We start from the raw sequence: 26,313 nt of genomic DNA, 5'->3' as shown, positions 1-26,313 counted from the left end.
GAATCTATAAAGAATGTGCCTGACGGCACAAGAAAAAAATCCGTAACCGGATAAACATAAAAAACAAAACCGCGGGACACGCGGGGATAGCCTGTTTTAGCTTTGCCCTAAAGGGTAATTGAGCAGGAAACCCCCACTTCAAAATCGTAAGATTTAAGTGGTGGGAGCATGTCACTACGTGATAAGATCGTATTGCAGCTGCAGCTGATAACGCCGGGCAGTGTAGCAATAAGTGAAATTATGAAACCTGTGGAGGAATATGATAATGTCAAAAGATGAATATTTGATCACAGATGCGCCTCTTAAAGCGCTGACGGTTTTTGCAATGCCAATGATTTTGGGCAGCTTTTTTCAGCAAATATACAATATGGCTGACTCTATCATCGTCGGCCAATTTGTTGGTTCCTCCGCACTTGCAGCTGTCGGGGCCTGTGCAGCGCTGACCAATGTTTTTATTTGTGTGGCACTGGGAGCAGGTGTCGGTGCCGGTGTGCTGGTGAGCCGTTATTTCGGTGCCAGGAAGTATGGAAAAATGAAGACCATCGTGTCAACATCTTTGTTTAGCTTTTTAATTCTAAGTATAGTCCTTGGGGTTTTTGGATTTTGCTTTTCCCACTGGATGATGAGTGTGTTACAAACCCCTGGCGATATACTGGATGATGCAGTGTTATATCTGCGGGTCTATTTCGTGGGATTTCCTTTTCTGTTTATGTATAACATTCTTTCCAATATGTTTACTTCCATAGGCGAATCAAAAATCCCGCTGGGGCTCCTGATATTTTCGTCAATCTTAAATATTTTTATGGATCTCTGGATGGTGGCCGGACTTGGTCTCGGTGTGTTTGGTGCAGCCCTTGCGACTCTTATAGCACAGGGAATTTCTGCGGTGTTTTCGCTTTTGCTTTTCCTTAGCCGGATGCGTCGATATAAAAGTCGCTTTGACTGGTTTGACAGGCAGGAGTTACATTCCATGCTTCAAATTGCTGTACCTTCGGTTCTTCAGCAGTCTACAGTGTCCATCGGTATGATGATCGTACAGGCAGTTGTAAATCCCTTCGGTACACAGGCACTTGCGGGGTATGCGGCGACGATGCGGGTAGAGAATGTTTTTTCATTGATTTTTGTATCCATTGGCAATGCGGTTTCCCCATATGTTTCCCAGAATCTTGGCGCAAAGAAAATTGAACGGATCAAAAAAGGATATCACGCTGCACTGGTGTTAGATGTATGTTTTGCAGTTCTTGCTTTTATAGTCATTGAAACACTGCACACGCAGATTTCCTCGCTATTCCTTGGTAAAGATGGAACTGCCCTGGCCTATCAGGTATCCGAGGGTTATATGAGATGGCTTGGTTACTTCTTCATCTTTATGGGAATCAAAATGGCAACCGATGGGGTTCTTCGTGGTCTTGGGATCATGCGCCCGTTCCTCATTGCAAATATGGTGAACCTGGCGATCCGCCTGTCGGTTGCTTTGATCTGTGCACCGCGTTTTGGCATTGTATTTGTCTGGCTTGCTGTACCAGCCGGTTGGTTTGCAAACTTTTTAATATCCTATGTGGCTCTTCGGAGATCATGGCCGACTGATAGCAGCACGGAAGAAGGGGATTACAGTTTGTAATATCCTGGCATACAGCACAGAACGTGTGGCACGTACTGCGATCATGATGATATTAAATCTGAGTTCTGCAATGCGGGTACAGATGAAGATGCTGGCATGCGGAAATCATGACAATTTTACCAGAAATCTTCAGGTTCCGATCAATGTTGTATCAGGTCTATAGTATCTGGCAACAAAGTGATGATACAGCTTCCGGGTTTGCAGAGTGAAAAAATATAATTACAATCAATAAGTCAGTGCTTTGATATCTTCTTCCGATACAGCAGGAATAACATAAACAATAGAATTACTGGAAAAATAAGTCCGAATCCCATGCCAATCTTAATATTATTTCCAGCATTCTGAGTGATACGACCAACAATTCCAGGTCCAATGCTGCCACCTAAATCTCCTGCCATGGCAAGAAGAGAGAACATAGCCGTTCCACCTGTTGGAAAAGTTTTTGAGGAAATACTGATGGTTCCAGGCCACATGATTCCAACTGAAAATCCACATGCAATACAACCGATCAGTCCGATGATCGGGTTGGATGACAAAGCAGTAAGCAGATAACAGACAACGCATAATATGCCTGAACCACTCATAAACTTCATTAAATCTAACTGCTCTCCATATTTACCAAAAATTATACGGCTGATTCCCATTGTTACTGCAAACATACATGGACCTGTTAGATCTCCCAGAGCTTTTGATAATCCCAGTGCTGATTCTGCATAAGCAGATGCCCATTGAGCCATTGCAAGTTCAGAAGCTCCGGAACAGATCATCAGACATATTGCAACCCAGAAAAATGGTTTGGAAAACAGATCCTTAATTCCCATTCCAGAACCATTGTCAACCAGAGATTCAATGGGACAGGTCATGAAGTTATAAGTATTAACTGCAGGAATGATTGCCCATATTACGGCGAGCCACTTCCAACTGTCTATTCCAAATATCAGGAAAAATAAGCTGGAAATCAAAATTGTCCCAACAGCTCCCCAACAGTAAAACGAATGGAGCAGACTCATAGTTGCTTCTTTGTTTTCAAACGGACAGGCCTCGATAATAGGACTGCAAAGTACTTCTATTAAACCGCTTCCGATGGCATAAACAATAACACTACATATAATTCCAATAAAAGGATCAGGTAAAAAATCAGGTAAAAATGCCAGTCCAAGCAGACCCAATGCAGCAAATATTTCTGATGCAACAATGCACACACGATATCCGATATGATCTACGAATTTGGCACAGAACAGATCAACCAGAAGCTGTGTGAAAAAGAAGAAAGTGGATATCAGAGCAATGTTACCGAGAGAAATATGGTAGTCACTGTGAAATTTCAAAAAAAGAAGCGGTGCGAAGTTTGCCGCAATAGCCTGTGTGATAAATCCCATATAACAGGCTATTTTTGTCTTATGGTAGTTAGTTTTTTTTACAGCATTCATTTTTTATTTTCCTCTCCGAATGTTTTTAACAGTTTTATGTTCAATCTTCATATTCATCAATACTTCCACAAAAAAGTCTGTTCTGGGTGGTGCGGTTATTTCAATTTTGTCGCCCTCAATGTTGATCTCACTTTCATTCATCCATTTAAAAATCATAAGAATACCTCTTTTCTTTTTTTACTTGATTATATAGCAAATATCAGATATATACATTGAATTAAATTGTAGAAATACTGTATAATATCGTAAAAAAGAAAGAACGTGATATGGGATGGATTATAATAAAATACTTACAGACGAGGAGTTCATGGAAATTAAACAGCATGGAAGCAGTGATTATCCGTTCCAGTATTATTATGATAATCTGGAATTGTTTGATTTTCATTGTATTGAGTGGCACTGGCACAGAGAATTTGAGTTTTTATATGTCGAGTCCGGACAAGTTACATGCGGAATAGGAGAAAAACAGATTATATTGTCAGAAGGAGAAGCAATTTTTATTAATTCTAAAATATTGCACCGCTTTTACGCATCATCAGGTGGTATCATTCCTAACTTTGTATGTATGCCGGAATTTATTGCGCCGGAGAACAGCCTGATCTATAAGAAATATATCTTGCCAATCATTTCATCGAATATATATTTCCAGCGTTTTCAGCCTGATGAACTATGGCAAACAAAGATCATACAAACTATGATAAAAATAATGGAAATACAGAGGAATGAGAAAATAAGAGAACTTGCTACTTTGGCATTGCTGCAGGATTTATGGCTGACTTTTTATGAAAATGTAAAGTTATCTGATAAAGGAGATGTACAGACAGTGGATGAAGTTGCACAGAAAAGGGTGCAGTTGATCATGCAATATATACATGAAAACTATAATCGCAATTTGTCTCTGGATGAAATTGCTTCGCATATAGGAATCAGCAAAAGTACTGCACTTAATTTGTTCCACCGTTTTTTACATACTACACCGGTTAATTATCTGATAGGATATCGACTTCAGGCAGCTTCCTGGTTATTGAAAAATACGAATAAAAAAGTAAAAACGATCGCTTATGAAAGCGGATTTCATAACGTTGATTATTTTTGCAGATTGTTTAAAAAACGTTATCATTTAACTCCATCAGAATATCGCTGCACATGTTTAAAAGTGTTGTCGGCTGATCCGAGTCTTCAGACCTGTAAATAAAGCCGATGCAGGACTTTTGGAATCCTGTATCGGCTTTGTTGATTTTGTAAAGGCTTTGAAAAATTTACTTTTACTGGTTCATCAGTGCTTTGATATCTTCTTCCGGTGTGGTGATAGGTGCAATACCATAATTTTCAACCAGAAAGTTCAGAATATTAGGAGAAAGGAACGCCGGAAGAGAAGGACCAAGACGGATATTTTTGATACCCAGATGCAGGAGGGTTAACAGGATACAGACTGCTTTCTGTTCATACCAGGAGAGTACGAAGGAAAGCGGAAGCTCATTTACAGAACATCCAAATGCATCTGCAAGTGCCACAGCAACCTGGATCGCACCATAAGCATCATTACACTGACCCATATCCATCAGTCGTGGAAGACCACCGATCTCTCCCAGATCGAGATCATTGAAACGGAATTTTCCACATGCCAGGGTGAGAACGATACTGTCAGAAGGTGTCTGCTTTACAAATTCCGTATAATAGTTTCGACCTGGCTTGGCACCATCACAGCCGGCAACCAGGAAGAAATGGCGGATCGCACCTGATTTTACAGCCTCTACTACAGTACCTGCATGGGACAGGATGGCTGCATGACCAAAACCGGTTGTTACTTTTTTTCCGCCGTTGATACCGGAGAACATCTGATCTTCTTTGTAACCACCCAGCTCCAGTGCTTTTTCAATAAGCGGTGTGAAATCTTTCTTCTCGTCAATATGGACAGCTCCCGGGAAGGCAACCACTTCTGTTGTAAACACTCTGTCAGCGTAGCTGCTTTTTGGAGGCATCAGACAGTTGGTAGTGTAGAGGATCGGGGCCGGAAGATGGTCAAACTCTTTCTGCTGATTCTGCCATGCAGTTCCGAAATTGCCTTTCAGGTGAGAGTATTTCTTTAAGAATGGATAGGCATGGGCAGGGAGCATTTCACCATGTGTATAGATATTGATTCCTTTTCCCTCAGTCTGTTCAAGCAAAAGCTGAAGGTCTTTCAGGTCATGTCCGGTCACGACAATAAAAGGCCCTTTTTCTACCGTAAGTGTAACATCAGTTGGCTCTGGTGTTCCATAGGTTTCTGTATTTGCCTTATCAAGAAGTGCCATGCACTTCAGATTGATCTCTCCTGTTTTGAGTACTGTAGAAAGCAGTGATTCTGTGCTTTCTTCATAACCAATCTTAGATAATGCTTCGCAGAAGAACTGATTCACTTCGGCATCTTCATAATTCAGAACATTTGCATGATAGGCATAGGCAGCCATTCCGCGGATACCAAAGAGAATAAGAGATTTCAAAGAGCGGATATCTTCGTTGGCATTCCACAGCTGCTGAAGATCATATTCCTCTGTTCTGCAGTCAGGAGCCAGTCTTTCTTTTTCAGCTCTGACTTTTTGTATCATATTTTCGATTGCAGCATTGTCAAAACTTACATTTGTAACTGTAGTAAACAGTCCTTCGATTATGATCTGTCCGGTTCTTTTTGAAATAGTTTCCGTGCTGTCGGCAGCTTTAGCCAGACTGATCAACGCACCTGTCAGTTCGTCCTGTAATTTCGCTGTATCTGCTTTTTTTCCACAGACACCGGCATTTCCCGTGCAGCCTGTACATCCGACGGTCTGTTCACACTGAAAACAAAACATTTTTTTATCCATTATTGTATTCTCCTTTTATTCTGTGATTTTTCGAATGATCTTTCTTATTATTTTATCCTCGGCCGGTAATATTTATCCTTGGTTTCTGTTAGGAGTATAGTATAATAATTACAACGTGTATGTTTGATTTCCAACAGGAGGATTAATTTTGAAAAAATATTTACCCATTTTAAGAACCAGTCCTTTCTTTAAAGGTCTTACTGATAATGAGATATTATCCATACTGCACTGTGTAAATGCAGCAACAATCTCCAGAAAACGGGATTCTTATATTTTCAGAGCCGGAGATTCTACCGAAGTAATGGGACTTGTGGTGGCAGGCTGTGTTCTTGTTATTCAGGAAGACCTCTGGGGACATCGGAATATTCTGTCAAAATGTCATGCAGGAGATTTTTTCGGTGAACCATATGCAGCAAGTCCGGGAGCTGTTCTGAATGTCAGTGTGGTAGCAGATGAAGATTGTGAGATTATTTTTTTAAATGTTCAAAGACTTCTGGTTTCCTGTCCAACAGTATGTGATCATCATCAGAAGCTGATTCGTAACCTGGTCGGTGTCCTGGCAAATAAGATCCTGATCCTCAACGATAAGATCACACATGTGGGTAAACGAACGACCAGGGATAAGCTGTTGTCCTATTTGTCGGCGGTATCTATCAGACAGGCATCTTTATCCTTTGACATTCCTTTTGACCGGCAGCAGCTGGCAGATTATCTTTGTATTGACCGTGCGGCAATGTCTGCGGAGATATCAAAGCTGCAAAAAGAAGGACTTATAAAAACAAACAGAAACCATTTTGAGCTGACTGTCTGTAATGATACGGATTCAGGAATAAAAATGTGATATACATCACGGAAAACGATAAACTTTTTCATTATAATACAAAAGGAAAGCGAGACAAGAGTAGTTTATTATCAGAAACTGCAAAAGCTATACCAGTGAGGTTGATACAATGGGACAGATAACACTCAGGGAACTGGAGAAGATGGATTTTTTTAAAGAAATCCCAAAGGATATTCTGCAGAATCTGCTTAATGAAAGTGAAGTTGTTTCTTATAAGAAAAAAGAAGTGATTTTTCATTCACGAAGCAGAACCAAAACAGTATATTTTGTGTATTCCGGCGAAGTGATGCTTTATAATCTGACCAAGCATGGAAATCGAAAGGTGATTTTTATCCTGGGAAAAGGACGGCTTTTAAATCAGAGCATTGTAAGCAAAAAGCCGAATGCACTTTTTTGTGAGGCTGCCTGTCCGGTGCAGGTGATAGAAATTGCAGAAAAACAGTTTCTTCAGCTTATGGAACAGAGCCATGCTTTGACAAGAGCTGTTTTGAGAGAGTATGAGAGAAATCTCTGGCGAATGGGGCACCAGCTAAAGAATACGACCGGAAATATGCAGATGGAGCGAAAAATAGCTGCAAAATTATGGAAGCTCGGTCGTGATTTTGGCGTAGATACGGAAGAAGGGGTGATGATAGATATTGATCTTACCATTACCCTGATGGCAGATCTGGTTGGTGCACCAAGGGAAAATGTATCTCGTGCCTGTAAGGTTCTTACGGACAGAGGTCTGATCTGTTATGGTAATAAGCGCTTTATTCTGATAGATTTTGATGGTCTTGCAGAATTTTATAAAATGTGATTATAAGAAAGGGGTATCTGATGGGAAAACGAGTCAGCAGTGATGAGATGCAGAATATTTTTGAAATTTTGCAGAAATCCTATGATGTGTATGGACCGAAAATTTACCAGGGGACAGGATGCTTTTCAGATACAGATGTAGTTCGTTATGGTCTGCTGAACAGCTGGGAAGAGATTGTCTGGGATCAGAAGTCGGATTACAGCTTTAAGGAGGTACTGCTTCCGATTTCAGAGACGATTCTTTATTTTACGGAGAATGAGATGAAAACAGCAGACGGAGCGGCAAGACAGAGGTTGATTTTCTTGAAAAGCTGTGATTTTCATGCCCTGAAACGTCTGGACGACATGTATTTGAAAAATGGTGCAGAGGATTATTATTACAGAAGAATGCGGGAAAACACAGTTTTTGCTGTGATGGGGTGTAAGGAATCCGGAAAAAATTGTTTTTGCGTAAGTATGGGAACGAATCGTTGTGAAGAATATGATATGTATATTTTTCAGGATGAAGATGGATGTTACATGGAGCTGAGATGCAGAGAACTGGAAGAATTATTATGGGATTATGGACAGAATGTTCAGGAGAAACCGATTTTTGTGGAAAATAATGAGGTTCATATAGAGGTTCCGGAAAAACTTTCAAATACAATCCACCAGGATTCCATGTGGCAGGAATATGGCAGTCGATGTATTGGCTGTGGCCGCTGTAATTTTGTCTGTCCTACGTGTACCTGTTTTACTATGCAGGATATTTTTTATAAAGATAATCCAAAGGCCGGAGAGCGTCGCCGTGTATGGGCTTCCTGCCAGGTAGATGGATATTCTGATATTGCCGGAGGACACAGCTTCCGCCAAAGTCAGGGTGAAAGAATGCGCTTTAAGGTATTACATAAAATTTCAGATCATAAGAAAAGATTCGGATATCATATGTGCGTCGGCTGCGGGCGTTGTGAAAATGTCTGTCCGGAGTATATTTCCTATATCGAATGTCTTCAGAAACTGAAAGAAAAGGAGGGAAAGTAAGATGACGAATGAATATATTCCTTTCTTATCTAAGATAAAAGAAATCGTGAAGCATACAGAGACAGAATATACATTCCGTATGACATATGTGGGTGAAGTAAGACCGGGACAGTTTTTTGAAGTTTCTATTCCTAAATATGGTGAGGCACCGATTTCTGTCAGTGGTATAGGAGAAGATTATGTTGATCTGACCATACGCAAGGTTGGCAAGGTGACCGGAGAGATTTTTGAACTGAATGAGGGAAGCTGTTTTTTTATGCGTGGCCCGTATGGAAACGGTTTTGAGAAGGAGAATTATCAGGGAAAAGAACTGATCGTGGTAGCTGGTGGAACAGGAGTATCTCCTGTGAGAGGAGTGATCAGTTACTTCGGTGAGCATCCGGATGAAGTGAAAAAATTACACACGATCCTTGGGTTTAAATCGCCGTCAGATATTTTGTTCCGTGAGGATCTGAAGATCTGGGAACAGCAGATGGAGCTGATCCTGACAGTGGATTCCGCTGATGACGATTCTTATAGGACAGGACTTGTTACAAAATATATTCCGGAACTTGAGCTTGATAATATCCATGAGACTGCAGCTATTGTTGTCGGACCACCGGTCATGATGAAATTTGCAGTAGCAGAGCTTTTAAAGCTGGGAATGAAGGAAGAACAAATCTGGATATCTCAGGAGAGAAAAATGTGCTGTGGACTTGGTAAATGCGGGCATTGTCGAATGAATGATACCTATATTTGTCTGGATGGTCCGGTATTCTGTTATTCAGAAGGTAAAAAACTGTTTGATTAGGGGAGGAAATCGTAATGGATATCAATACAAAGAAACTAAAGAAAAATGCCTTCCGTGTATCAAAGGTCCGTGGGCTTACGGCTTCCAGAGTTCGTGTTCCGGGAGGGTGCTGTAATGCAGACGTTATGCAGCAGGTGGTGGATATTGCCAGAAAATATGGAAACGGACAGATCCATGTTACCACTCGTCAGGGATTCGAAATTGAAGGAATCCATATGGAAGATATGGATAAAGTTAATGAGATGCTTCAACCCATCATTGATAATCTTCAGATCAATCAAAATGAGGCAGGTACCGGGTATTCAGCATCAGGAACCAGAAATGTCTGTGCATGTATCGGAAACAGAGTCTGTCCTTTTGGAAATTATAATACAGCAGCTTTTGCGAAGAGAATCGAAAAGGCTATATTTCCTAATGATCTTCATTTTAAAATTGCACTTACAGGTTGTGCCAATGACTGTATCAAAGCAAGAATGCACGATTTTGGAATTATCGGTATGACAGAGCCACAATATGACCCTGATCGTTGTGTATCCTGTGGCGCCTGTGTAAAAGGCTGTGATAAGCTTTCGGTGGATGCGTTAAAGATGGATAATTACAGAATCGTGCGCAATGAAGAAAAATGCGTAGGCTGTGGAGTATGTGTGACAAAATGTCCTACCAGAGCATGGACCAGAAGTGAAAAAAAATATTATCGTCTGACACTTATGGGACGAACTGGAAAGAAAAATCCACGTCTGGGAGAAGATTTTTTGATCTGGGCAGATGAAGACACTATCGTCAAGGTTATCCTGAACACCTATAAATTTGTAAAAAAATATATTGATCCAAATGCGCCTGGCGGTAAGGAACATGTGGGATATATTATTGACCGTGTAGGGTTTGCAGAATATAAAAGGTGGGCGTTGGATGGTGTAGTACTTCCGCAGGAAACGATAGTGAAAGATAATATTTACTGGAGCGGAATACATTACAGATAATTATAAATAAGATAATTCCAATATAAGGAATTTTGCAAAAGAAGGTTGACCGGAAAAAACCTGACCGTTTAAAATGATGCTATTTTTATAAGCTTTCTTAAGTGATATGCTGAATATATACAGGAAAAGAAACCATGTGAAATTACAGTTTTGTTTTCGCACGGTTTCTTTTATATATAGCAGTTAGTTCGTACTAATGAAAGAAGAGATGCGAAGCTGATGATGGTTCTTGATGTGGCACTTGGGTGAATCGCCCTTGAAATCGTCAACATTTATTTACCTGGAATCCACACGATGGTATTATGGTGTATGTATAAAGAATCTATGAAATCAGTTATTGAAAAACAGGAGGGAAAAATGCTCATCAGAAAAGCAGAAGAAAAAGATATTCCGAGGATCTTGGAATTGTTAGGACAGGTGCTGCAGATCCATGCAGATATAAGGCCTGATATTTTTATTCCGGGCACAACAAAATATACGACAGACGAATTGACAGAGCTTTTGAAAAATGAAGAAAAGCCAATATATGTTGCAGCGGATGAGGCTGATGTTTGTGTGGGGTATGCATTTTGTCAATTAAAGGAACAGCCTTTTTCAAACAATATGGTACCGTTTAAATCTCTTTTTATAGATGATCTGTGTGTCGATCAGGAGGCACGAGGCCGGCATATTGGGGAAAGTCTGTTTGAATATATAAAAAATAAAGCAAAGCAGCTGGGATGCTATGAAGTGACATTGAATGTGTGGGCAGGAAATACTTCAGCAGAAAAATTTTATGAGAAAATGGGAATGCGGACAAAAGAAAGACAGATGGAATACATATTATAAGATGGTTGAACCGCCCAGAGAAAAAGCAGTCGGCTAAGACACAGACTGAGATGTCTGTATCTTAGCCGGAAAATTTATCACTGTAATGAACATGCATGGCTTCCCAGTCCATAAACAATACATAAAATACTCTTCCGTATTGCTGGCTGTCCACGATCCTTCCGTGATCAAGAATAGAAAGGTAAGAGCCGTCCGCTTTTCGAAGATGAAAGTGGATGTAAGCATCTTTATTGCCGGCATCGATCTGTTTCCAGATGCTTGCTTCTATCTGCTGCTGTTCATTCTCACGGATCAGGTTGTGGAAGCTTTTATTTGTGAGGCTGAAGAATTCATCTAAATTTTTATATCCGGTCATTTGAAGGAACTCGTGGTTTGCATACAGGAGTTCATCATCATCTTTGTCCGCTCTGTATATGATAAATGCACCCGGAAGGTGTTCAGAGATATCCTTGAATGCAAATCCGAGCTGTTTGCGGACTCCTGACCGGAGCCCATCCCTGTAAGCCATACATCCGTTTTTTCCGTGAAGCTTTATTTCATAAAGTGCTGCATCTGCACAGCGCATAAGCTGTGAACGGCTGGATGCAAAGGTTGGGTATTCGGCATATCCGAGAGAAATAAAAAACGGATATTCTTTTCCCTTACATGAAAATGTCTTTGGAAGCTTGGTAAATTGCAGCAGCATTTCTTCCGCTTTTTTACAGGTATGATTCGGCAGAAGAATGCAGAACTCATCACCACCGTTTCTTCCCAGCAATGTGTTTTTTGGGAAAAAAGCCTTCATGCTATCTGTAAGACTCTTTAATGCCTTGTCTCCATAGGCATGTCCGTAAATATCATTAATAAACTTAAAGTCATCAATATCAAGGAGTGCGGCCACAAAATGCGCTTTTGGATTTTTAGAGATCATCCTTTCGGCTGATTCATCAAATCCACAGCGGTTGTAAATACCGGTGAGAGAATCTGTGTGCGCCAGTATTTGAAATTTGTTTTTATTTTCTTTCGATACTAACCATACCCGGGTAAGACCTGAGAGAAGCAAAACGACAGCAGTAAACATTCCGCCGACGATTACCAGTAATCTAAGGTTTCCCCACCCGTTTTCAGGAGCTACTTCTAATTTCCAGTTTGATTCCCCTATCGTAAAACCATAAGAAACAGTATGAGTAAATTGGTCATCTGACTGATAAACAACTTTATAAGTATCGATCCAGGGAGTATCTGTTTTTGAAAGCCTGTATTCATATCCGAAATCCGAAAGTGCACTGATCGCATCTGAAAAAATGTCAGGAACACGCAGGATAACAATAGTAAATCCCCAGAAATATTCCTGGTTGTTTTTATCTTTCAGGTAGACTGGATTGCGGACAGCAATTCCACAACCACCCTGTTTTAAATCGAAAGGACCTTGTGTAATGATCACGTGATTGTCTCTTGCGTAACAGGAAATTTTGCTGCGATCTTTATCCTGGAACAGATCGACCTTACCCGATTCCGTCCCCTCAGAAGGATAAATATCTGTCACAATACCATCCGGAGCAAGCTGTATGCTTTCAATAACGTCAGACATAATATTTTCCGCAATTGTGTCAAACTGATTGATCTTTCCGTTTTCACTGATCAGGATCTGCTTTAGCGCATCTGTGATCGCAATTCCATTTGTAATCTCATTTTTTATACGTTCGCCGTAGGTTGTTGCATTTAATTGTGCTGTTATGTGTTGCTGGTCAGTTTCATGTGAGCCTGTTTTGTATACAATTAAACCAACAAGGCATATGCCCAGTAAAAAAACGATAAGTGGTACAATTGTTTTTTTCTTCACCTGGTTCACCTCGTTTTATTAGTTTCACAATAAAACATTATATCATAGAAGTAAAAAAATAGAATGATTTTTTGCGTTAAAGTGATATTGTTTTTTTATGTACAATGGAAATATGACCAGAGGGCGAAATATAGTATACAATTAAGGAATATATTGGAAAGAATACTGAAAAAGACTCGCGGTTTTGCAGGGTATATGATATACTGTCCTTTATAAGTAAATATCTTATCGGAATTCACTGAAGACCGGATCGGTGCTGCAAAATCGGTCCTGAGCAGATGAGAATTCCCTTCCACTTAATGACAGGATGGAGCTGTATTTTGAGGATTTCTATATAGACAGATTGCTTGCAAAATATGAGAAAGACAGGCATTTTGCCAGATATGCCACAGGTTTATAAATTCTAAGAACTAAGGAAGAACTGTTGTATGTTAAATAAAAAAGATTTCTTGAAATATGCATCAAAATTAGCATTTCCGATCATGATCCAAAATCTGATCGGAACATTAGTAAATGTTGCGGATACTGTAATGCTGGGATATGTAAGCCAGACTGCCATGTCGGCTTCATCTCTTGCCAACCAGTATACATTTATTCTTTTCTGTTTGTATTATGGCATGGCTACAGGTACTTCGGTTTTATGTGCCCAGTATTGGGGAAAGGGTGATAAAAAGACAGTAGAAAAGATTCTCGGCCTGGCGGAGCGGATCTCACTGATCGTTTCTCTTGTATTTTTCATTATCTCCTTTTCCATGCCGACTACGATCATGAAGATTTTTACAAACAGTCCGGATACGATTGCTGCCGGCAGCGAATACTTGAAGGTGATCTCATTTTCCTTTATGTTTATGGGCTTCTCTCAGATTTTCATGAGTGCCCTCCGAAGTGTCGGAAAAATAATGCTGCCTTCTGTTACATACATTGTATCGCTTTGTGTCAATGTACTTTGTAATGCCACCTTTATCTTTGGCCTGTTTGGACTTCCAAAGCTTGGTGTTACCGGTGTTGCCCTTGGTACTGTTATTGCCAGGATCGCAGAGGTATTGATCTGTCTTATCTACTCATTAAACAGCTCCGATGTCAGATTCCGAATAAAATATTTCTGTGCAAAATCCGGTATTCTGTTCAGGGACTTTATGAAAATTGCTTCTCCGGCTGTGATAAATGATGTTGTCTGGAGCTTTGCCGGTTCAGCATTCGCAGCGATCCTTGGCCACATTGGTGATGATATGGTTGCCGCAAATGCCGTAGCTGTTATGGTGGTAAACATTGGTGCCATCGCCTGCCGTGGTTTTGCCAACGCTACTACCATCATTATCAGTCAGGAGCTTGGTAAAGATCACAAGGATACAGCCAGAGAATATGGGAAACGTATGCTGAGAATAACAATTATCGTAAGTCTCATCGGATGTGCCATTATTTTGGCAGTCCGCCCTATGATACTGGACTTCTACCGGGATAAACTGACAGAGACAGCCATGTATTATCTTGGTATATTTATAATTATGACAACCTGGCGTCTTGTGGGAGAGGGAATCAATACCTGTCTTATATGCGGCTGCTTCAGAGGTGGTGGTGATTCCAGGTTCGGAATGATCGTGGATTCCATATTTATGTGGCTTGTTGCAGTTCCTCTGACCTTTATTGCCGCATATGTTTTAAAACTGCCGCCTGTCTGGGTATACTTTATAATGACCCTGGATGAATTCGAAAAAATGCCTGTGGTGTTCATCCACTATTTCAGAAATAAATGGCTTACGAACATTACCAGAGATTTTGACTGATCAGGGGATTAAGCAGGAGATTAAAAAATGAAATATTTTGAAGCAAAAATGTCTTATCCTCAGTTTTTAAAATATCTGATCCCATCGGTACTGACTATGATCTTTTTATCATTTTATACAACGATAGATGGATTTTTTGTATCCCGGTATGCAGGCTCTGACGCGCTTGCAGGAATTAATATTGTTATTCCGATCACCTGTGTTATTTTCGGAACATCTGTCATGCTTGCAACGGGATCAGGTGCCATTATAGGAGAGAGGATGGGACAAAAAAGAGAACAGGAAGCAAATGAGATATTTACTTTTATGACGATCGTGCTGCTCGTACTTTCGGTTGCTTTTACAGCTGTGGGAATCCTTTTCCTGAAACCGATCTGTATTTTTTTGGGAAGCAGTGAGCGCCTGATGGAGCATGTGGTGCCATACGCATTTGTCATATTTTTAGGATCGGTTCCGATGTCATTCAAGCTATTTTTCGAATATCTTGTGAGGACGGATGGGAGATCGTATATCGGAATGATCATGTCTCTGACCGGTCTGGCTTTTAATATTGTTTTCGACTATATTTTTGTGGCTATATTCGGACTGGGAACGCTTGGAGCCGCGTGGGGAACATTTCTCTCCATTACAGTAAGCATGTTGATAGGCTTTATTTATTTCCTGAAATACAGCCATATAAGGTTTTGCAGACCGAAGGCAGATGGGAGTGTTCTTCTGAAATCCTGCACTAATGGAAGCAGTGAAATGCTGACGGAGATGTCTACCGGGATCACTACATTTTTATTTAACCTTATTATCATGCAATATTTTGGTGAAGATGGAGTTGCGGCTGTGACGATCATTATGTATATTTACTATTTCTTCATTGCTTTTTATATGGGAATTGCCGTTGCAGCGGCTCCGATCATAAGCTATAATTATGGCTCTGAAAATCATGACAAGATCAGAGAAATAACACGATATAGTTTTATTACGATTGCCATCAGTTCAGTATTGATCCTCACAGTATCACTTGTATTTGGAAAACAGATCATCCATTTATTCGTCGGGAACGGAAATGTATTTACATTGACATGGGATGGCCTGAAGCTGTTTAGTCCGGTTTTCCTGTTTATTGGTTTAAATGTATTTCTTTCCGGATACTTTACTGCCCTGGGAAATGGTTTTATTTCGGCATTGATCTCATCAATGCGTTCTTTGATCCTGGTGGCCGTGTTCATACTGATCCTTCCGAAGCTTATAGGTGTGGCCGGTGTCTGGATGACGATGCCGCTGGCGGAAGCCGTGACTATTTTTATAGCTGTTTATCTGTATCGAACATACGGGAAAAGTTTCATGCAGGAAAATTCCAGAGCCATGTCTTAATGATATTTTGCAAAACTCTAACGAAAAAGAGGCCGTCAAGTACGACCTCTTTTTTCGTTATGGCTTTATCATGTCAGGGGAGTATTTATAACTCCTGTGGAGATATTTTCAGGTATTCATAGGATGGCTGGAAATCATGGCTGTCACACTGACGGTAATATTGGGTAAAAATACGTTCTATGATATCAGGGATATGCGTTTCATCAGGTTCAAACAGTATGATGAGATACTGCAGGGAACTGTAGCGTGTACAGATATCCACACGGCGGATATTCTGCCGGATGGCTTGTTCCATATATTCCAGAGCCTGCTCAATGGATTCGATATCAGGAACCGTATCCACAAGTGTCTCGATGGTGATCATCGCCAGATAACATCTGCACTGGCTGCGTGTGACAAGCTGACTTATGTATTCATACTGTCGTGCGAAATCCCGGTAATTCAGATCAAGAGCACCTACATAGATGCCGCTTTTCTGAAGGGACTCTGCCACAAGCTCCAGATCTTTTCCGGAACCGGATGCCGCAAGAGTGCTGCGGTCGATCTGCTGGTAGAAAAAGAACTGGTTTTTGCCGTTTTGTTTTACGTAATACAGAGCTTTATCTGCTTTGGAATAGCAGTCCTCAAAGGAATCATCGGTGCTGCACAGACACAGTCCTGCGGACAGTGTGGCAAAACGGAGTTCCGGATCATCGGTAGTGATGGTGTGAAATTTCTGGAACAGATCGTCCATCTGCAGAGACAGGGAACCAGGATCTGTGTCCGGAAGGAACATCAGGAATTCATCGCCTCCAAGTCTGCAGGAAATCCCCTGATCTGCCCGTTTCTGAAGCAGCTTTCCAAGACATTTCAGCGCACGGTCGCCGGCTTTGTGGCCATAGATGTCGTTGATCTTTTTCAGGTTGTCCATATCAAGGAATATCAGACATCCATCATGCGTCTGCATAAATTCTGCGGTAAGACGTTCGCCCAGGTTGCGCATGGGAAGACCGGTAAGGAAATCATAGCTTTTTGCATCTTCCTGGCTTTTTATGGTGGCCATTATGTCAGAGATGAATTTGCTGACGGTAAGCTGCATATCCGGAAGGTTATAGGTGTCCGGTTCTTCCTGGGAAGGATCCCACTGAGGCAGTCGCTTTTCATTGAGCAGTTTCAGAAAAATGTCGGTGATCTTCGGGTCGAACTGTGTACCACGGTTTTTACGGAATTCTTCGTAAACAACTTCCGGTGGAAGCGCATTACGGTAGATTCGACGGGAGTTCATGGCATCGTAGCAATCTGCAACAGCCACAATGCGGGCATGGATGGGGATCTCTGTTCCGGCCAGTCCGTCCGGATAGCCTTTTCCGTCATAACGCTCATGGTGACTTCTTGCGATTTCTGCCGCATGAGGGATCAGGGATATGTCCTTCAGGATCTCGGCACCGATAACGGTGTGTTTTTTTATAAGGTTGTATTCATCATCAGTCAGCTGTGCAGGTTTGTTCAGGAACGGATCCGGGATACCGATCTTACCGATATCGTGAAGGTGAGTAGCACGTTTTAGATTCAGGATTTCCTCCGGCGTCCAGCCCAGCTCCTCTGCAATCAGGGCTGCATATTGTGCAACCCGGTAGGAATGGCCGCGGGTGTACGCGTCCTTTGCCTCAATGGTGGTGGAAAGGGTCTGTATCATCTGCAGAGACATTTTTTCATTCTGTTCCTGGCTTTTGCGGATTTCGCTCTGCTGGCGTTTCAGTTCTATATCCTGGATATTTTTGATGGCTCTTACAATATTGACAAAAAGCAAGATCAACATGCCGGCGCCCACAAACAGTCCGGACATCAATGTGACAAAGTATGCAGAGGTTGCTTCAACGGCAATACACAGGATCGCTGTCAGCAGACCAACGAGCAAAAGCCGGTCGGCCCTGTTTTTTTCGGTGCGTATATATTGAAAAAGGTGTACAAATATTGTGGTAACGGTGATAGCCAGGATTCCGTGACTTACAGGCATGGTTTCGATATAATCTGCGATACCGGCAGCAGTGAGGATCGTACAGACTGCAAAATTTACCATTGCGATGCTTCCAAGACAGACATAAAATCTGTGATGCAGCCCTTTCTGGAGACTGTCCGCAAAAAACAGGATCGGGAGCGGACACAAAAGGATCATAACGAAGCACAGAGATCCGAGAGCGGAAGCGTTGGGGACCAGGAACTGACGGAGCTTGGACTCACCCAGCATCCAGACTGCGCCCATAACCATGCACCATCCAAGATATTCCATGTCAAATCGTGTATGATAGACCAGTCCCAGAGCGAAACTGAACAGGATCGTGACGATTCCGGAAAACAGGATAAAAAAGCAATGTAGGTTTCCAGTCCGTATCTGCTGAAAATATATATCCAGATATCTGCCTTGTCTCCGCAGTAAACAGGATTGACAACTCCGGTGTAATTGGAGGTGTAGGTGGTTAGTTCAATACGGAGCTCTTTGCCGGCATCGGAAGCATAAACCGGGCAGAAAACATAACGGCTGGCGGAGTTTTTGCCCACAAGCCTTGTTTTATGCGTGGAGTAGCTGGTCCTGAGGTTGTCCCCTACATAAAAATCCACATCCTGCAGAGAAGAACGGATGGCAAAGCAGGTATCTGTAAGATCAGCGGGAAGCTGGATGGTGAGGACCATCGTGTCACCGACGGGAACCTTGTAGGTGCCCGGAACGGAGATTTCCTGGGTGGTTCCATCCGGTTTCTGCCAGGTGACGGTACCGGAATAGATCACAGAGGCTGCTGAAGTGTCGGAAGAACGTTCATCTGCACCAAAAATCTGCATAAAAATGAACCAGCCAAGGATGGTGAACATCAGAATATAAAAGAAATATCTTTTTCCCTGGTTAAAGGTTTCTGTTTTTTCTTTCATGGTAATATGTCTCCTTATAATGGGAAAGGATTAGTTTGTAAATTGAAAAACTCCTTTAGATCGATTATACCAGACCGGAGCGGAAAAATCAGTATAAACAGACATACTGCGCGGATTTATGTGATTAGCATAAATTCTGTGCATCGCGAAGCGTGTTGGTGAGAACGGAGTGAGCAGTAACAACATATCCGATGCATCTGCGCGCAGGATATGGTACAATGGGGGAATGTGGAGTATGATATATGCAAAGCATGATATATGCAGGATAAAGGATCAGAATAAAGAATGAGAGTAAAGTGACAGGAGGAAGGATCATGAGTAAGATCGTAAATATCACATCAAAAGAGGATAAGGATCAGAAGCTGCAGGATATAGCAAATTCACTGGAGGAGCTGAAGGATGTAATGGCTGAAGTGATAGAAGCCTATGAAGAAGAAAATGCGGACAGCCGGAAGATGGACACGTTGACAGAGGCACTGGATGCGCTTGAGGACGCTTATGAGGCCGTTAACGATGTGCTGCTGGAGGAAATCTGATCATGCAGTATAAGGTTCTGAAGATAGAAGAAGACATGGATTTCGGCTGTGAAGAGCGACAACCAGGTGAAGCACTTATGTCAATAGTGCTGATAGAAGATGAAAATGGAAATGAAACAAGTCTGCGACATGATGACGGCCTCCTGTATGAAAGAGATATCAATGAGGGAGATCTTGTTACCATGGACGGGCAGCATCAGCTGTGGAAATTGTAAAAATACCGGATGGAAAAAGTTTTATCTTATTTTTGGAATGTGTGATGAGTCATTTACTGTGAACTGCACGGTAGATCCACCGGAAGGAAAGGAACCGCCGGCTGTGATCACCTATCTGGGAAAAGTGCTGCCCTGTGCAGTGATCGGATTGCTGGTGGTATTTTGCCTGAAAGATGTGCCGGAAAGTACTTATTATGGACTGCCGGAGCTGATCGCAATACTGTTTATTGTGGCATTACATAAATGGAAGAAGAGTACATTACTCAGCATAGGAGGGGGAACGGTGTTTTATATGGTGCTGGTGCAGACCATATTTAGTTAGGCAGAAATATATGAAAAACAGAAAATGAAAAGCCAAGGCAGGATACGATAACCGTATCCTGTTTTTTTTTTGACTGCAGCAGTAATTTATGAAAATGCTGTAGAACAGATAAGCAGGCCTAGAGTGTGAAAGTATAATAAGCCGTGAAAAGAAGCGGGCGATCGCGAAAATGAGCGTGTCCGCAGAGCGAGTACAGATGTATTTCTTTACTCCTGGAAAATATAGAGAAAATACGCCGGAATCAGCGGGATCTGTAATCTGCTCACTTGTCTGTGAATCTGATCGCACAGATTTAAAAGACTCAGCGTAGCTGGAAGTAATAAGCAGTGTGGGTGGATTGGTGTGTTATGAAAATAACAAAAATGAGTAACTTTTGCTCCTGTAATGGAATAAAAAACGACAAGACACTATGCGGTTTTATGGCTGTAAATGCATACGTTTCAAGAGTTTACACAGGAAATATGGAATACCATGAAATGTGAATAAATTAACACATAATTTTGAAGAATATACTCAAAATATAACCATGCTATATTGACAAAATTTAAAATAAATGATAATATGTGACCATAACAAAACGAGAATGACTAAAATTTTTATGAAGTTAAGAATAAAAAGGTAAGCACGAAAGGAGTATCTTAAAATGGCTGAGATCAAAAAAATGGGTTACTGTGTAAACGGTGAGTGGAAAGAGTCAAAGGCAGAGAAATACATGGATGTTACAGATTCCAGTACAGGTGAGGTGATCGCGCAGGTTCCCTGCTGTACACCGGATGAGGTAGAAGAGGCGATCGCTTCCGCACAGGCTGCATTCCCGGAATGGTCCTCACTTTCTCTTGCAAAGAGACAGCAGTATATGTTCAGATGGAGAGATGTTCTTTATGCTCATAAGGAAGAGCTTTCCGTACTTTGTGCAAAAGAGCTCGGAAAGAACATCAAAGAGGCAAGAGGAGATGTTCAGAAAGCAATTGAGCCTACAGAAGAGGCATGTGCACTTCCGACAATGATCCAGGGTGATGCTGCAATGCAGGTAACTACAGGATATGATACAGCTACATATCGCAAACCACTTGGAGTAACTGCTGGTATTGTTCCGATGAACTTCCCGGCAATGATCCCATGGGGCTGGATGGTTCCGCTTTCCATTGCATGTGGAAATACAGTAGTACTGAAAGCAAGCTCTCAGACACCACTTACAGCTATGAGGATCATGGAGCTTTTCTACACAGAGGGCGGATTCCCGAAGGGTGTTGTAAACCTTGTGACCTGCAGCCGTGTAGAGGCTGATATCCTTCTTACAGATGAGAGAGTAAAGGCTGTTACATTCGTAGGAACAACAGGTGTTGGCAAACAGGTATATTCCAAAGCTGCAGCTCATGGCAAACGAGTTCAGGCACAGTGTGAGGCAAAGAACCATGCACTTGTACTTGAGGACTGTAACCTTGAGGCTACTGTTAATGCGATCATCAACTCCACATACGGATGCGCAGGTATGAGATGTATGGCTCTTCCGGTTGTATGCGTACAGGAGAGTATCGCAGACGAATTTGTTTCACTTCTTAAGAAAAAAGCAGAGGCTATGAAGCTTGGCTGTGCATATGATGAAGATACTGATCTCGGACCGGTTGTAAATGCAGGCCACAAGGAGAAGATCTGCAACTGGATCCAGAAGGGTATTGATGAGGGTGCAGAGCTTGTGCTTGACGGACGTAATGCAGTAGTTCCGGGATATGAGAACGGATTCTTCGTAGGACCGACAATTCTTGATCATGTAACACCTGAGATGACAGTTGGAAACCGTGAGATCTTCGGACCGGTAACCTGTATCAAACGAGTAAAGGATTACGAGGAAGGCATCGCAGTCATGAATGCCAATCCATTTGCAAACGGTTCCTGTATCTTTACACAGAGCGGATATTACAGCCGTAAATTCGCTATGGAGACAGATGGCGGTATGGTAGGAATCAATGTAGGCATCCCGGTTCCGACAGCATACTTCCCATTCTCCGGAAACAAGGATTCCTTCTTTGGTGATCTGCATGTTCTCGGAAAAGACGGCTATCGTTTCTTCACAAGAGCAAAAACAGTTACAACACACTGGTTCGATGAAGCCGCCGGAAAGAGAAAGGTCGGCACATGGGAAGGAAGTACTGAGGCTTAAGAAAGCTTCATAAATAAATTTATGACACTGTAAGGCAGATTGGGCAAGATCTGCCTTTCAGATAAAATCCTCTAATGAAATGAGCATATTCAAAAACGGTGCATCTGCTGGATTTCCGGCAGATGCACCGTTTTTTAGGGCCAATATCCGATTTAATCGATCGTCATAACACGGATTCCGTGCTCCTGGCAGAAGCTGTCGTATTCTTCAGGAAGTGACTGGTCGGTTACGATGGCGTCAAGCTTTTCCATTGAAGAATAGGTCATAAGCGAGATCCGGCCGAATTTGGAATGGTCTGCAAGAAGGATCATGCTGTTGGCATTCTCTGCAATGGCTTTTTTGGTGATGTATTCCTCGGCGCTGGCATTGGTAAGTCCGCTCTTCATGGTTACACCTGTGCAGGCCATAAAAGCCATGGAAATGTTATAAGTCTGCAGATAATCATTGATATCCGGTCCTGTGAAGGACAGGGTTTTGCGGTTCAGTTTTCCGGGAACGGAAATGATATCCAGGTTCGGATAGGATGCTGCCTTGTTGAAGATAAGCAGGCTGTTGGTCAGGATCGTACAGTGCTTATCTGCAATAAAATCAACCAGGTTCAGGCAGGTTGTACCTGTATCGATATAGATGGTATCGTCTTCTGCCACAAGCTCTGCGGCACGGCGGCAGATTTCTTTCTTTTCTTCAGGAAAACGTCCGCCACGCTCTTCGTAAGACAGAAGGGGAAGAGTCTGTGGAGTTTCGAGTGCTGCGACACCGCCATATACTTTCATGATACTGCCACGTTTCAGAAGGATATCGACATCTCTTCTGATGGTGTTTTTGGATACGTTGAATTTCTCACATAATGTATCGAGAGAAGCGTTCTTATGCTCCAGCACATATTCTTCGATCATGTCCAGTCGCTGTGATTTCATAGAGATCTACCTTCTTTCTGTTGGTTAAGTCTTGGTTATATTTTATCATAAAAGAAAGTAGAGATAAAGTGCTTTTATGAGAACATACCAAAAATTATTTTCCCCCAAAAATATCTTGACGGAATTCTTATTTGAATGTAATATGAAAACGGTTTTCAAATTCAAATCTGCCATGTAAGGTGCAGTTGATAGAAGAGAGTAGGAATATAATGGAAGAAAAAATGAAATACAGCACCAGGCAGCAGAAAATAATTCTGGAATGCCTGCAGGAATATGGAGATACATTTTATACCATAGATCAATTTATGGAGCTCCTTCATGGAAAAGAGATCCAGATTGGAAGGACAACAGTATACAGAGGACTGGAACGGCTGCAGAAGGAGGGAGCAGTGCTGAAGGTTCCATCTGTGGAGGGAGCGCCTGCCCAGTATCGTTTTATACGTGACGAGGAACGGAAGAATTACGGTAAGCTTGTGTGTCTTGAATGTGGGCATACGATTCCTCTGCAGTGTGGATGTATCGATCATTTTGTGGGACATGTGCTGGATGAACACGGATTTGAGATCGATCAGAGCCGGACGATCTTTTATGGATATTGTGACAGCTGCAGGAGGCTTAAAAAATGAATGTTAACAGAGGGAAGATGACAGCGGCAGCAGTTCTGGCGGTGACGCTTTTTATTGTGGGCGGTGTGACCAGATATGGCTTGCACAGGGCCGGAACGGTGGGACAGCCATTTATGGAGGATGGCCGACTGAAGGTGATGGCCAGCTTTTATCCCATGTATGATTTTGCCCGGAAGGTAGGGGGCGACAGGATTCAGGTAAAGGATATGGTTCCGGCGGGAACGGAGCCTCATGACTGGGAGCCGGCGGCAACGGATATCCGGAATCTTGAGGACGCAGATGTGTTTGTCTATAATGGCGCGGACCTGGAGCACTGGGCGGAGGATGTACTGGATACTTTGGAGAATCAGGACCTGGTTGTGTCTGAGGCATCGGATGGTGTGGAGCTTCTGGATGGAGGACATGACCATGCTCATGGTGATGAAGGAAAAGATCCTCATGTCTGGCTGGATCCCATGCGTGCAAAGCAGGAAATGAAAAATATCAGGGATGCTTTGGTAAAGGCTGATCCTGAGAACGGCGATTATTATGAAGCAAATTATGAGAAATATGCCGGTGAATTTGATGAGCTGGATCAGGAATTCAGAGATGGTCTGAAAGGTACGAAGAGCCGGGATATCATAGTGGCTCATGAGGCTTTTGGATATCTGTGCAATGCATATGATCTTAAGCAGCTGGCTATCGAAGGGCTGACACCGGATTCAGAGCCTGATCCTGCCAAGATGCAGGAAGTGATCGAGTATGCGAAAAAATACGACATCCATACCATATTTTTTGAGGAGCTGGCAAGTCCCAAGGTTGCTAAGACAGTGGCGAAGGAAGTGGATGCGGTGACTGCTGTGCTGAATCCGATCGAGGGATTAAGTGAGGAGGATATAGAGGCCGGAGAGGATTATTTTTCTGTGATGAGGAAGAATCTGGAGGCGCTCAGGAAGGCATTGAACTGAAGGTGCAGGACAGAAGCTGTAACAAAAAAAGGAGAAATTATGGGAATTTTGATAGAGAATCTTTCGTTTCACTATACAGGGACACCTGTGCTGGATCAGGTGAACCTGGAGGTGAAGGATGGCGATTATGCCATTCTTACCGGTGAAAACGGAAGTGGAAAAAGTACATTTCTGAAGCTTCTTCTGGGCGAACTGAAGGCTCAGGAGGGAAGTATTACCGTAAATGGAAAAGATATTTCTGCCACATTCGGAAAGGGAGATCTGGGATATGTTCCACAGAACAGTATCAGCAGAAACCAGAATTTTCCGGCGACTGTGGAAGAGATCATGATGACAGGCGTGTATTCCTCTTCCTGGAAGGCACGTTTTCGGGCAAAAAAAGAGATCCCGCGCTTGAAAGCCGCACTTGCGGAGATGGAAATGGAAGAGTTCTGGAAAAGAAGGATCGGAGATCTTTCCGGCGGACAGCAGCAGAGGGTTATGCTGGCACGTGCACTGGCAGGAAAACCGAAGATCCTGATCCTGGATGAGCCTACCACAGGAATGGATATGGCTTCTGTGAAAACACTTGCAGAAGTTCTGAAGAAGCGGAATGAGGAACAGGGGCTGACGATCCTTATGGTTACTCATGGAAATTCCGGTGAGTTTAAAGGAGCAAACCGGTTTTTTAAAGCGGAAGAGGGGAGGATCGACGAAGTATGAGTATTTTACAGTATGGATTTATGCAGAGGGCTTTTCTGGTGGGAATCCTTCTGGCTGTGATCACGCCCTGCATCGGGATCACCATTGTTCTGAAACGGATGTCCATGATCGGAGATGCGCTTTCCCATTCTTCACTGGCCGGTGTTGTGCTGGGATTGATACTGGGAGTGAATCCGGTAGCCGGTGCAGTAGTGATGTGCATCGTAGCTGCTCTTGGAATTGAGGCTATCCGAAAAAAAATCCCGCGTTATTCGGAGGTAGCGATCTCCATCGTCATGTCTGCCGGGATCGGACTGGCCGGTGTGCTGTCCGGCTTTGTGGAAAACGGTGCCAGTCTGAACAGCTTTTTGTTTGGAAGTATTGTGTCCATCAGTGAAGGAGAGCTGGCGCTGGTAGTTGTGATCAGTGTGCTGGTACTGGCAGCAGTGCTGTTTTTTTACAGGGAGCTGTTTTATATCGGATTTGATGAAAATGCGGCAAGGATATCCGGTGTTTCCGTGCGGAATATTAATTTTCTTTTTACTATTCTGACGGCTCTGACAGTTTCCATTGCGTCCCGTACAGTAGGAACCCTGATCGTTTCCTCCATGCTGGTAGTTCCGGTGGCGTGTGGCATGCAGATGGCAAAAAGCTATAAGGGAACACTGATCTGTGCCATTATCGTGGCGGTATGTACCACCATTGCCGGACTGTTTCTTTCCTATTATGCCGGACTGAAACCAGGCGGAATGATCGTTCTTCTTGAGGTTGCGTGGTTTGTAGTTGTGATGACAGTGAAAAGTTTTAACAAATAAAACACATTTTTCCCACAAAGTAAACACAATTAACCCATATACTTTGAAGCATCAAAAGGAAGCGGAGAAG

At 42.5% G+C, this 26,313-nt stretch carries 25 protein-coding genes; 18 read left to right on the top strand and 7 right to left on the bottom strand.

Going from position 1 to position 26,313, the window contains the following annotated elements:
• The first annotated feature begins 265 nt into the window (after positions 1-265).
• Positions 266-1,621: an MATE family efflux transporter gene (locus MUB50_RS16445; protein WP_092071000.1), complete on the top strand. Its 1,356-nt coding sequence runs from the start codon at positions 266-268 to the stop codon at positions 1,619-1,621.
• A gap of 233 nt (positions 1,622-1,854) precedes the next feature.
• Here the strand turns inward: MUB50_RS16445 and MUB50_RS16435 are convergent, their stop codons facing one another.
• Together MUB50_RS16435 and MUB50_RS16430 are read right to left on the bottom strand one after the other, a co-directional pair.
• A complete protein-coding gene (locus MUB50_RS16435; protein WP_118626207.1) occupies positions 1,855-3,051 on the bottom strand; it encodes an MFS transporter in 1,197 nt (398 codons plus the stop codon).
• A 3-nt stretch (positions 3,052-3,054) separates the two neighbouring features.
• Entirely contained in the window at positions 3,055-3,207 is a 153-nt protein-coding gene (locus MUB50_RS16430) for a DUF1349 domain-containing protein (RefSeq protein ID WP_147419635.1), read from the bottom strand.
• A gap of 151 nt (positions 3,208-3,358) precedes the next feature.
• Between MUB50_RS16430 and MUB50_RS16425 the strand changes: the two genes are divergently transcribed.
• A complete protein-coding gene (locus MUB50_RS16425; RefSeq protein WP_022427004.1) occupies positions 3,359-4,246 on the top strand; it encodes an AraC family transcriptional regulator in 888 nt (295 codons plus the stop codon).
• Positions 4,247-4,316: 70 nt separating this feature from the next.
• On the opposite strand, the gene hcp is transcribed toward MUB50_RS16425, so the two are convergent.
• Positions 4,317-5,891 (bottom strand): hydroxylamine reductase, encoded by a 1,575-nt coding sequence (gene hcp / locus MUB50_RS16420; protein ID WP_173754347.1) that lies wholly within the window; start codon positions 5,889-5,891, stop codon positions 4,317-4,319.
• 148 nt (positions 5,892-6,039) lie between these two features.
• Here hcp and MUB50_RS16415 point away from each other — a divergent pair, with 148 nt between their 5' ends.
• The 6 genes from MUB50_RS16415 (at position 6,040) to MUB50_RS16390 (ending at position 11,148) form a co-directional block, all read left to right on the top strand.
• Entirely contained in the window at positions 6,040-6,732 is a 693-nt protein-coding gene (locus MUB50_RS16415) for a Crp/Fnr family transcriptional regulator (protein ID WP_118368665.1), read from the top strand.
• 109 nt (positions 6,733-6,841) lie between these two features.
• On the top strand, positions 6,842-7,531 hold the full coding sequence (locus MUB50_RS16410; RefSeq protein WP_118626211.1) for a Crp/Fnr family transcriptional regulator: 690 nt from the start codon (positions 6,842-6,844) through the stop codon (positions 7,529-7,531).
• A gap of 20 nt (positions 7,532-7,551) precedes the next feature.
• A complete protein-coding gene (gene asrA, locus MUB50_RS16405) occupies positions 7,552-8,550 on the top strand; it encodes an anaerobic sulfite reductase subunit AsrA (protein ID WP_118626213.1) in 999 nt (332 codons plus the stop codon).
• Between the two features lies 1 nt (position 8,551).
• A complete protein-coding gene (asrB, locus tag MUB50_RS16400; protein ID WP_118368662.1) occupies positions 8,552-9,340 on the top strand; it encodes an anaerobic sulfite reductase subunit AsrB in 789 nt (262 codons plus the stop codon).
• Between the two features lie 14 nt (positions 9,341-9,354).
• A complete protein-coding gene (gene asrC / locus MUB50_RS16395) occupies positions 9,355-10,320 on the top strand; it encodes a sulfite reductase subunit C (protein ID WP_118064000.1) in 966 nt (321 codons plus the stop codon).
• A gap of 357 nt (positions 10,321-10,677) precedes the next feature.
• Positions 10,678-11,148: a GNAT family N-acetyltransferase gene (locus MUB50_RS16390; protein ID WP_138276912.1), complete on the top strand. Its 471-nt coding sequence runs from the start codon at positions 10,678-10,680 to the stop codon at positions 11,146-11,148.
• Between the two features lie 61 nt (positions 11,149-11,209).
• On the opposite strand, the gene MUB50_RS16385 is transcribed toward MUB50_RS16390, so the two are convergent.
• Positions 11,210-12,970 (bottom strand): diguanylate cyclase domain-containing protein, encoded by a 1,761-nt coding sequence (locus MUB50_RS16385; protein WP_244791716.1) that lies wholly within the window; start codon positions 12,968-12,970, stop codon positions 11,210-11,212.
• 428 nt (positions 12,971-13,398) lie between these two features.
• On the opposite strand from MUB50_RS16385, the gene MUB50_RS16380 reads away from it, so the two are divergent.
• Positions 13,399-14,754 carry an MATE family efflux transporter gene (locus tag MUB50_RS16380; RefSeq protein ID WP_244791714.1) on the top strand — a complete coding sequence of 452 codons (1,356 nt, stop codon included), beginning with the start codon at positions 13,399-13,401 and terminating at the stop codon, positions 14,752-14,754.
• A gap of 27 nt (positions 14,755-14,781) precedes the next feature.
• Complete coding sequence (locus MUB50_RS16375; RefSeq protein WP_178687514.1) at positions 14,782-16,119, top strand: MATE family efflux transporter; 1,338 nt, start codon at positions 14,782-14,784, stop codon at positions 16,117-16,119.
• Between the two features lie 85 nt (positions 16,120-16,204).
• Here MUB50_RS16375 and MUB50_RS16370 read toward each other — a convergent pair whose 3' ends face one another.
• A complete protein-coding gene (locus MUB50_RS16370; RefSeq protein WP_244791711.1) occupies positions 16,205-18,361 on the bottom strand; it encodes an HD domain-containing phosphohydrolase in 2,157 nt (718 codons plus the stop codon).
• Entirely contained in the window at positions 18,271-19,023 is a 753-nt protein-coding gene (locus MUB50_RS16365; RefSeq protein ID WP_244791709.1) for a hypothetical protein, read from the bottom strand. Before MUB50_RS16365 ends, MUB50_RS16370 begins: the two co-directional genes overlap by 91 nt.
• Before the next feature lie 314 nt (positions 19,024-19,337).
• Here MUB50_RS16365 and MUB50_RS16360 point away from each other — a divergent pair, with 314 nt between their 5' ends.
• The 4 genes from MUB50_RS16360 (at position 19,338) to MUB50_RS16345 (ending at position 22,257) form a co-directional block, all read left to right on the top strand.
• Entirely contained in the window at positions 19,338-19,559 is a 222-nt protein-coding gene (locus MUB50_RS16360) for a hypothetical protein (protein ID WP_015526439.1), read from the top strand.
• 2 nt (positions 19,560-19,561) lie between these two features.
• Positions 19,562-19,774, top strand: a complete 213-nt coding sequence (locus MUB50_RS16355; RefSeq protein WP_118626225.1) for a hypothetical protein — start codon at positions 19,562-19,564, stop codon at positions 19,772-19,774.
• A 37-nt stretch (positions 19,775-19,811) separates the two neighbouring features.
• The gene (locus MUB50_RS16350; protein ID WP_280520166.1) at positions 19,812-20,096 is read left to right on the top strand and encodes a branched-chain amino acid transporter permease; all 285 of its coding nucleotides are present in this window, start codon (positions 19,812-19,814) and stop codon (positions 20,094-20,096) included.
• A gap of 643 nt (positions 20,097-20,739) precedes the next feature.
• Positions 20,740-22,257: a CoA-acylating methylmalonate-semialdehyde dehydrogenase gene (locus MUB50_RS16345; RefSeq protein ID WP_118515772.1), complete on the top strand. Its 1,518-nt coding sequence runs from the start codon at positions 20,740-20,742 to the stop codon at positions 22,255-22,257.
• A 152-nt stretch (positions 22,258-22,409) separates the two neighbouring features.
• Here MUB50_RS16345 and MUB50_RS16340 read toward each other — a convergent pair whose 3' ends face one another.
• The gene (locus MUB50_RS16340) at positions 22,410-23,174 is read right to left on the bottom strand and encodes a DeoR/GlpR family DNA-binding transcription regulator (protein ID WP_118515774.1); all 765 of its coding nucleotides are present in this window, start codon (positions 23,172-23,174) and stop codon (positions 22,410-22,412) included.
• Between the two features lie 209 nt (positions 23,175-23,383).
• Between MUB50_RS16340 and MUB50_RS16335 the strand changes: the two genes are divergently transcribed.
• Genes MUB50_RS16335 through MUB50_RS16320 form a run of 4 tightly spaced genes read left to right on the top strand, consistent with a single transcriptional unit; the run spans position 23,384 to position 26,243 of the window.
• A complete protein-coding gene (locus MUB50_RS16335) occupies positions 23,384-23,800 on the top strand; it encodes a Fur family transcriptional regulator (RefSeq protein WP_138276917.1) in 417 nt (138 codons plus the stop codon).
• 17 nt (positions 23,801-23,817) lie between these two features.
• Positions 23,818-24,747 carry a metal ABC transporter substrate-binding protein gene (locus MUB50_RS16330; protein ID WP_420314116.1) on the top strand — a complete coding sequence of 310 codons (930 nt, stop codon included), beginning with the start codon at positions 23,818-23,820 and terminating at the stop codon, positions 24,745-24,747.
• Between the two features lie 39 nt (positions 24,748-24,786).
• Positions 24,787-25,449 (top strand): metal ABC transporter ATP-binding protein, encoded by a 663-nt coding sequence (locus MUB50_RS16325; RefSeq protein WP_110103058.1) that lies wholly within the window; start codon positions 24,787-24,789, stop codon positions 25,447-25,449.
• The gene (locus MUB50_RS16320; RefSeq protein ID WP_015526431.1) at positions 25,446-26,243 is read left to right on the top strand and encodes a metal ABC transporter permease; all 798 of its coding nucleotides are present in this window, start codon (positions 25,446-25,448) and stop codon (positions 26,241-26,243) included. Before MUB50_RS16325 ends, MUB50_RS16320 begins: the two co-directional genes overlap by 4 nt.
• Positions 26,244-26,313: the final 70 nt, after the last annotated feature.

Source organism: Blautia sp. NSJ-140, assembly GCF_022868965.1.
Taxonomy (GTDB): Bacteria; Bacillota; Clostridia; order Lachnospirales; family Lachnospiraceae; genus Blautia_A.
The sequence above is the reverse complement of the archived record's forward strand: the minus strand, read 5'-3'. Positions and strand labels throughout refer to the sequence as shown.

What these genes read in the sequence shown, in the direction of transcription:
- MUB50_RS16445 (WP_092071000.1), top strand. Translation starts at nt 266, where the DNA reads ATGTCAAAAGATGAATATTTGATCACAGATGCGCCTCTTAAAGCGCTG.
- MUB50_RS16435 (WP_118626207.1), bottom strand. Translation starts at nt 3,051, where the DNA reads ATGAATGCTGTAAAAAAAACTAACTACCATAAGACAAAAATAGCCTGT.
- MUB50_RS16430 (WP_147419635.1), bottom strand. Translation starts at nt 3,207, where the DNA reads ATGATTTTTAAATGGATGAATGAAAGTGAGATCAACATTGAGGGCGAC.
- MUB50_RS16425 (WP_022427004.1), top strand. Translation starts at nt 3,359, where the DNA reads ATGGAAATTAAACAGCATGGAAGCAGTGATTATCCGTTCCAGTATTAT.
- hcp (WP_173754347.1), bottom strand. Translation starts at nt 5,891, where the DNA reads ATGGATAAAAAAATGTTTTGTTTTCAGTGTGAACAGACCGTCGGATGT.
- MUB50_RS16410 (WP_118626211.1), top strand. Translation starts at nt 6,842, where the DNA reads ATGGGACAGATAACACTCAGGGAACTGGAGAAGATGGATTTTTTTAAA.
- asrA (WP_118626213.1), top strand. Translation starts at nt 7,552, where the DNA reads ATGGGAAAACGAGTCAGCAGTGATGAGATGCAGAATATTTTTGAAATT.
- asrB (WP_118368662.1), top strand. Translation starts at nt 8,552, where the DNA reads ATGACGAATGAATATATTCCTTTCTTATCTAAGATAAAAGAAATCGTG.
- asrC (WP_118064000.1), top strand. Translation starts at nt 9,355, where the DNA reads ATGGATATCAATACAAAGAAACTAAAGAAAAATGCCTTCCGTGTATCA.
- MUB50_RS16390 (WP_138276912.1), top strand. Translation starts at nt 10,678, where the DNA reads ATGCTCATCAGAAAAGCAGAAGAAAAAGATATTCCGAGGATCTTGGAA.
- MUB50_RS16380 (WP_244791714.1), top strand. Translation starts at nt 13,399, where the DNA reads ATGTTAAATAAAAAAGATTTCTTGAAATATGCATCAAAATTAGCATTT.
- MUB50_RS16375 (WP_178687514.1), top strand. Translation starts at nt 14,782, where the DNA reads ATGAAATATTTTGAAGCAAAAATGTCTTATCCTCAGTTTTTAAAATAT.
- MUB50_RS16370 (WP_244791711.1), bottom strand. Translation starts at nt 18,361, where the DNA reads ATGGGCGCAGTCTGGATGCTGGGTGAGTCCAAGCTCCGTCAGTTCCTG.
- MUB50_RS16365 (WP_244791709.1), bottom strand. Translation starts at nt 19,023, where the DNA reads ATGAAAGAAAAAACAGAAACCTTTAACCAGGGAAAAAGATATTTCTTT.
- MUB50_RS16360 (WP_015526439.1), top strand. Translation starts at nt 19,338, where the DNA reads ATGAGTAAGATCGTAAATATCACATCAAAAGAGGATAAGGATCAGAAG.
- MUB50_RS16355 (WP_118626225.1), top strand. Translation starts at nt 19,562, where the DNA reads ATGCAGTATAAGGTTCTGAAGATAGAAGAAGACATGGATTTCGGCTGT.
- MUB50_RS16350 (WP_280520166.1), top strand. Translation starts at nt 19,812, where the DNA reads ATGTGTGATGAGTCATTTACTGTGAACTGCACGGTAGATCCACCGGAA.
- MUB50_RS16345 (WP_118515772.1), top strand. Translation starts at nt 20,740, where the DNA reads ATGGCTGAGATCAAAAAAATGGGTTACTGTGTAAACGGTGAGTGGAAA.
- MUB50_RS16340 (WP_118515774.1), bottom strand. Translation starts at nt 23,174, where the DNA reads ATGAAATCACAGCGACTGGACATGATCGAAGAATATGTGCTGGAGCAT.
- MUB50_RS16335 (WP_138276917.1), top strand. Translation starts at nt 23,384, where the DNA reads ATGGAAGAAAAAATGAAATACAGCACCAGGCAGCAGAAAATAATTCTG.
- MUB50_RS16330 (WP_420314116.1), top strand. Translation starts at nt 23,818, where the DNA reads ATGACAGCGGCAGCAGTTCTGGCGGTGACGCTTTTTATTGTGGGCGGT.
- MUB50_RS16325 (WP_110103058.1), top strand. Translation starts at nt 24,787, where the DNA reads ATGGGAATTTTGATAGAGAATCTTTCGTTTCACTATACAGGGACACCT.
- MUB50_RS16320 (WP_015526431.1), top strand. Translation starts at nt 25,446, where the DNA reads ATGAGTATTTTACAGTATGGATTTATGCAGAGGGCTTTTCTGGTGGGA.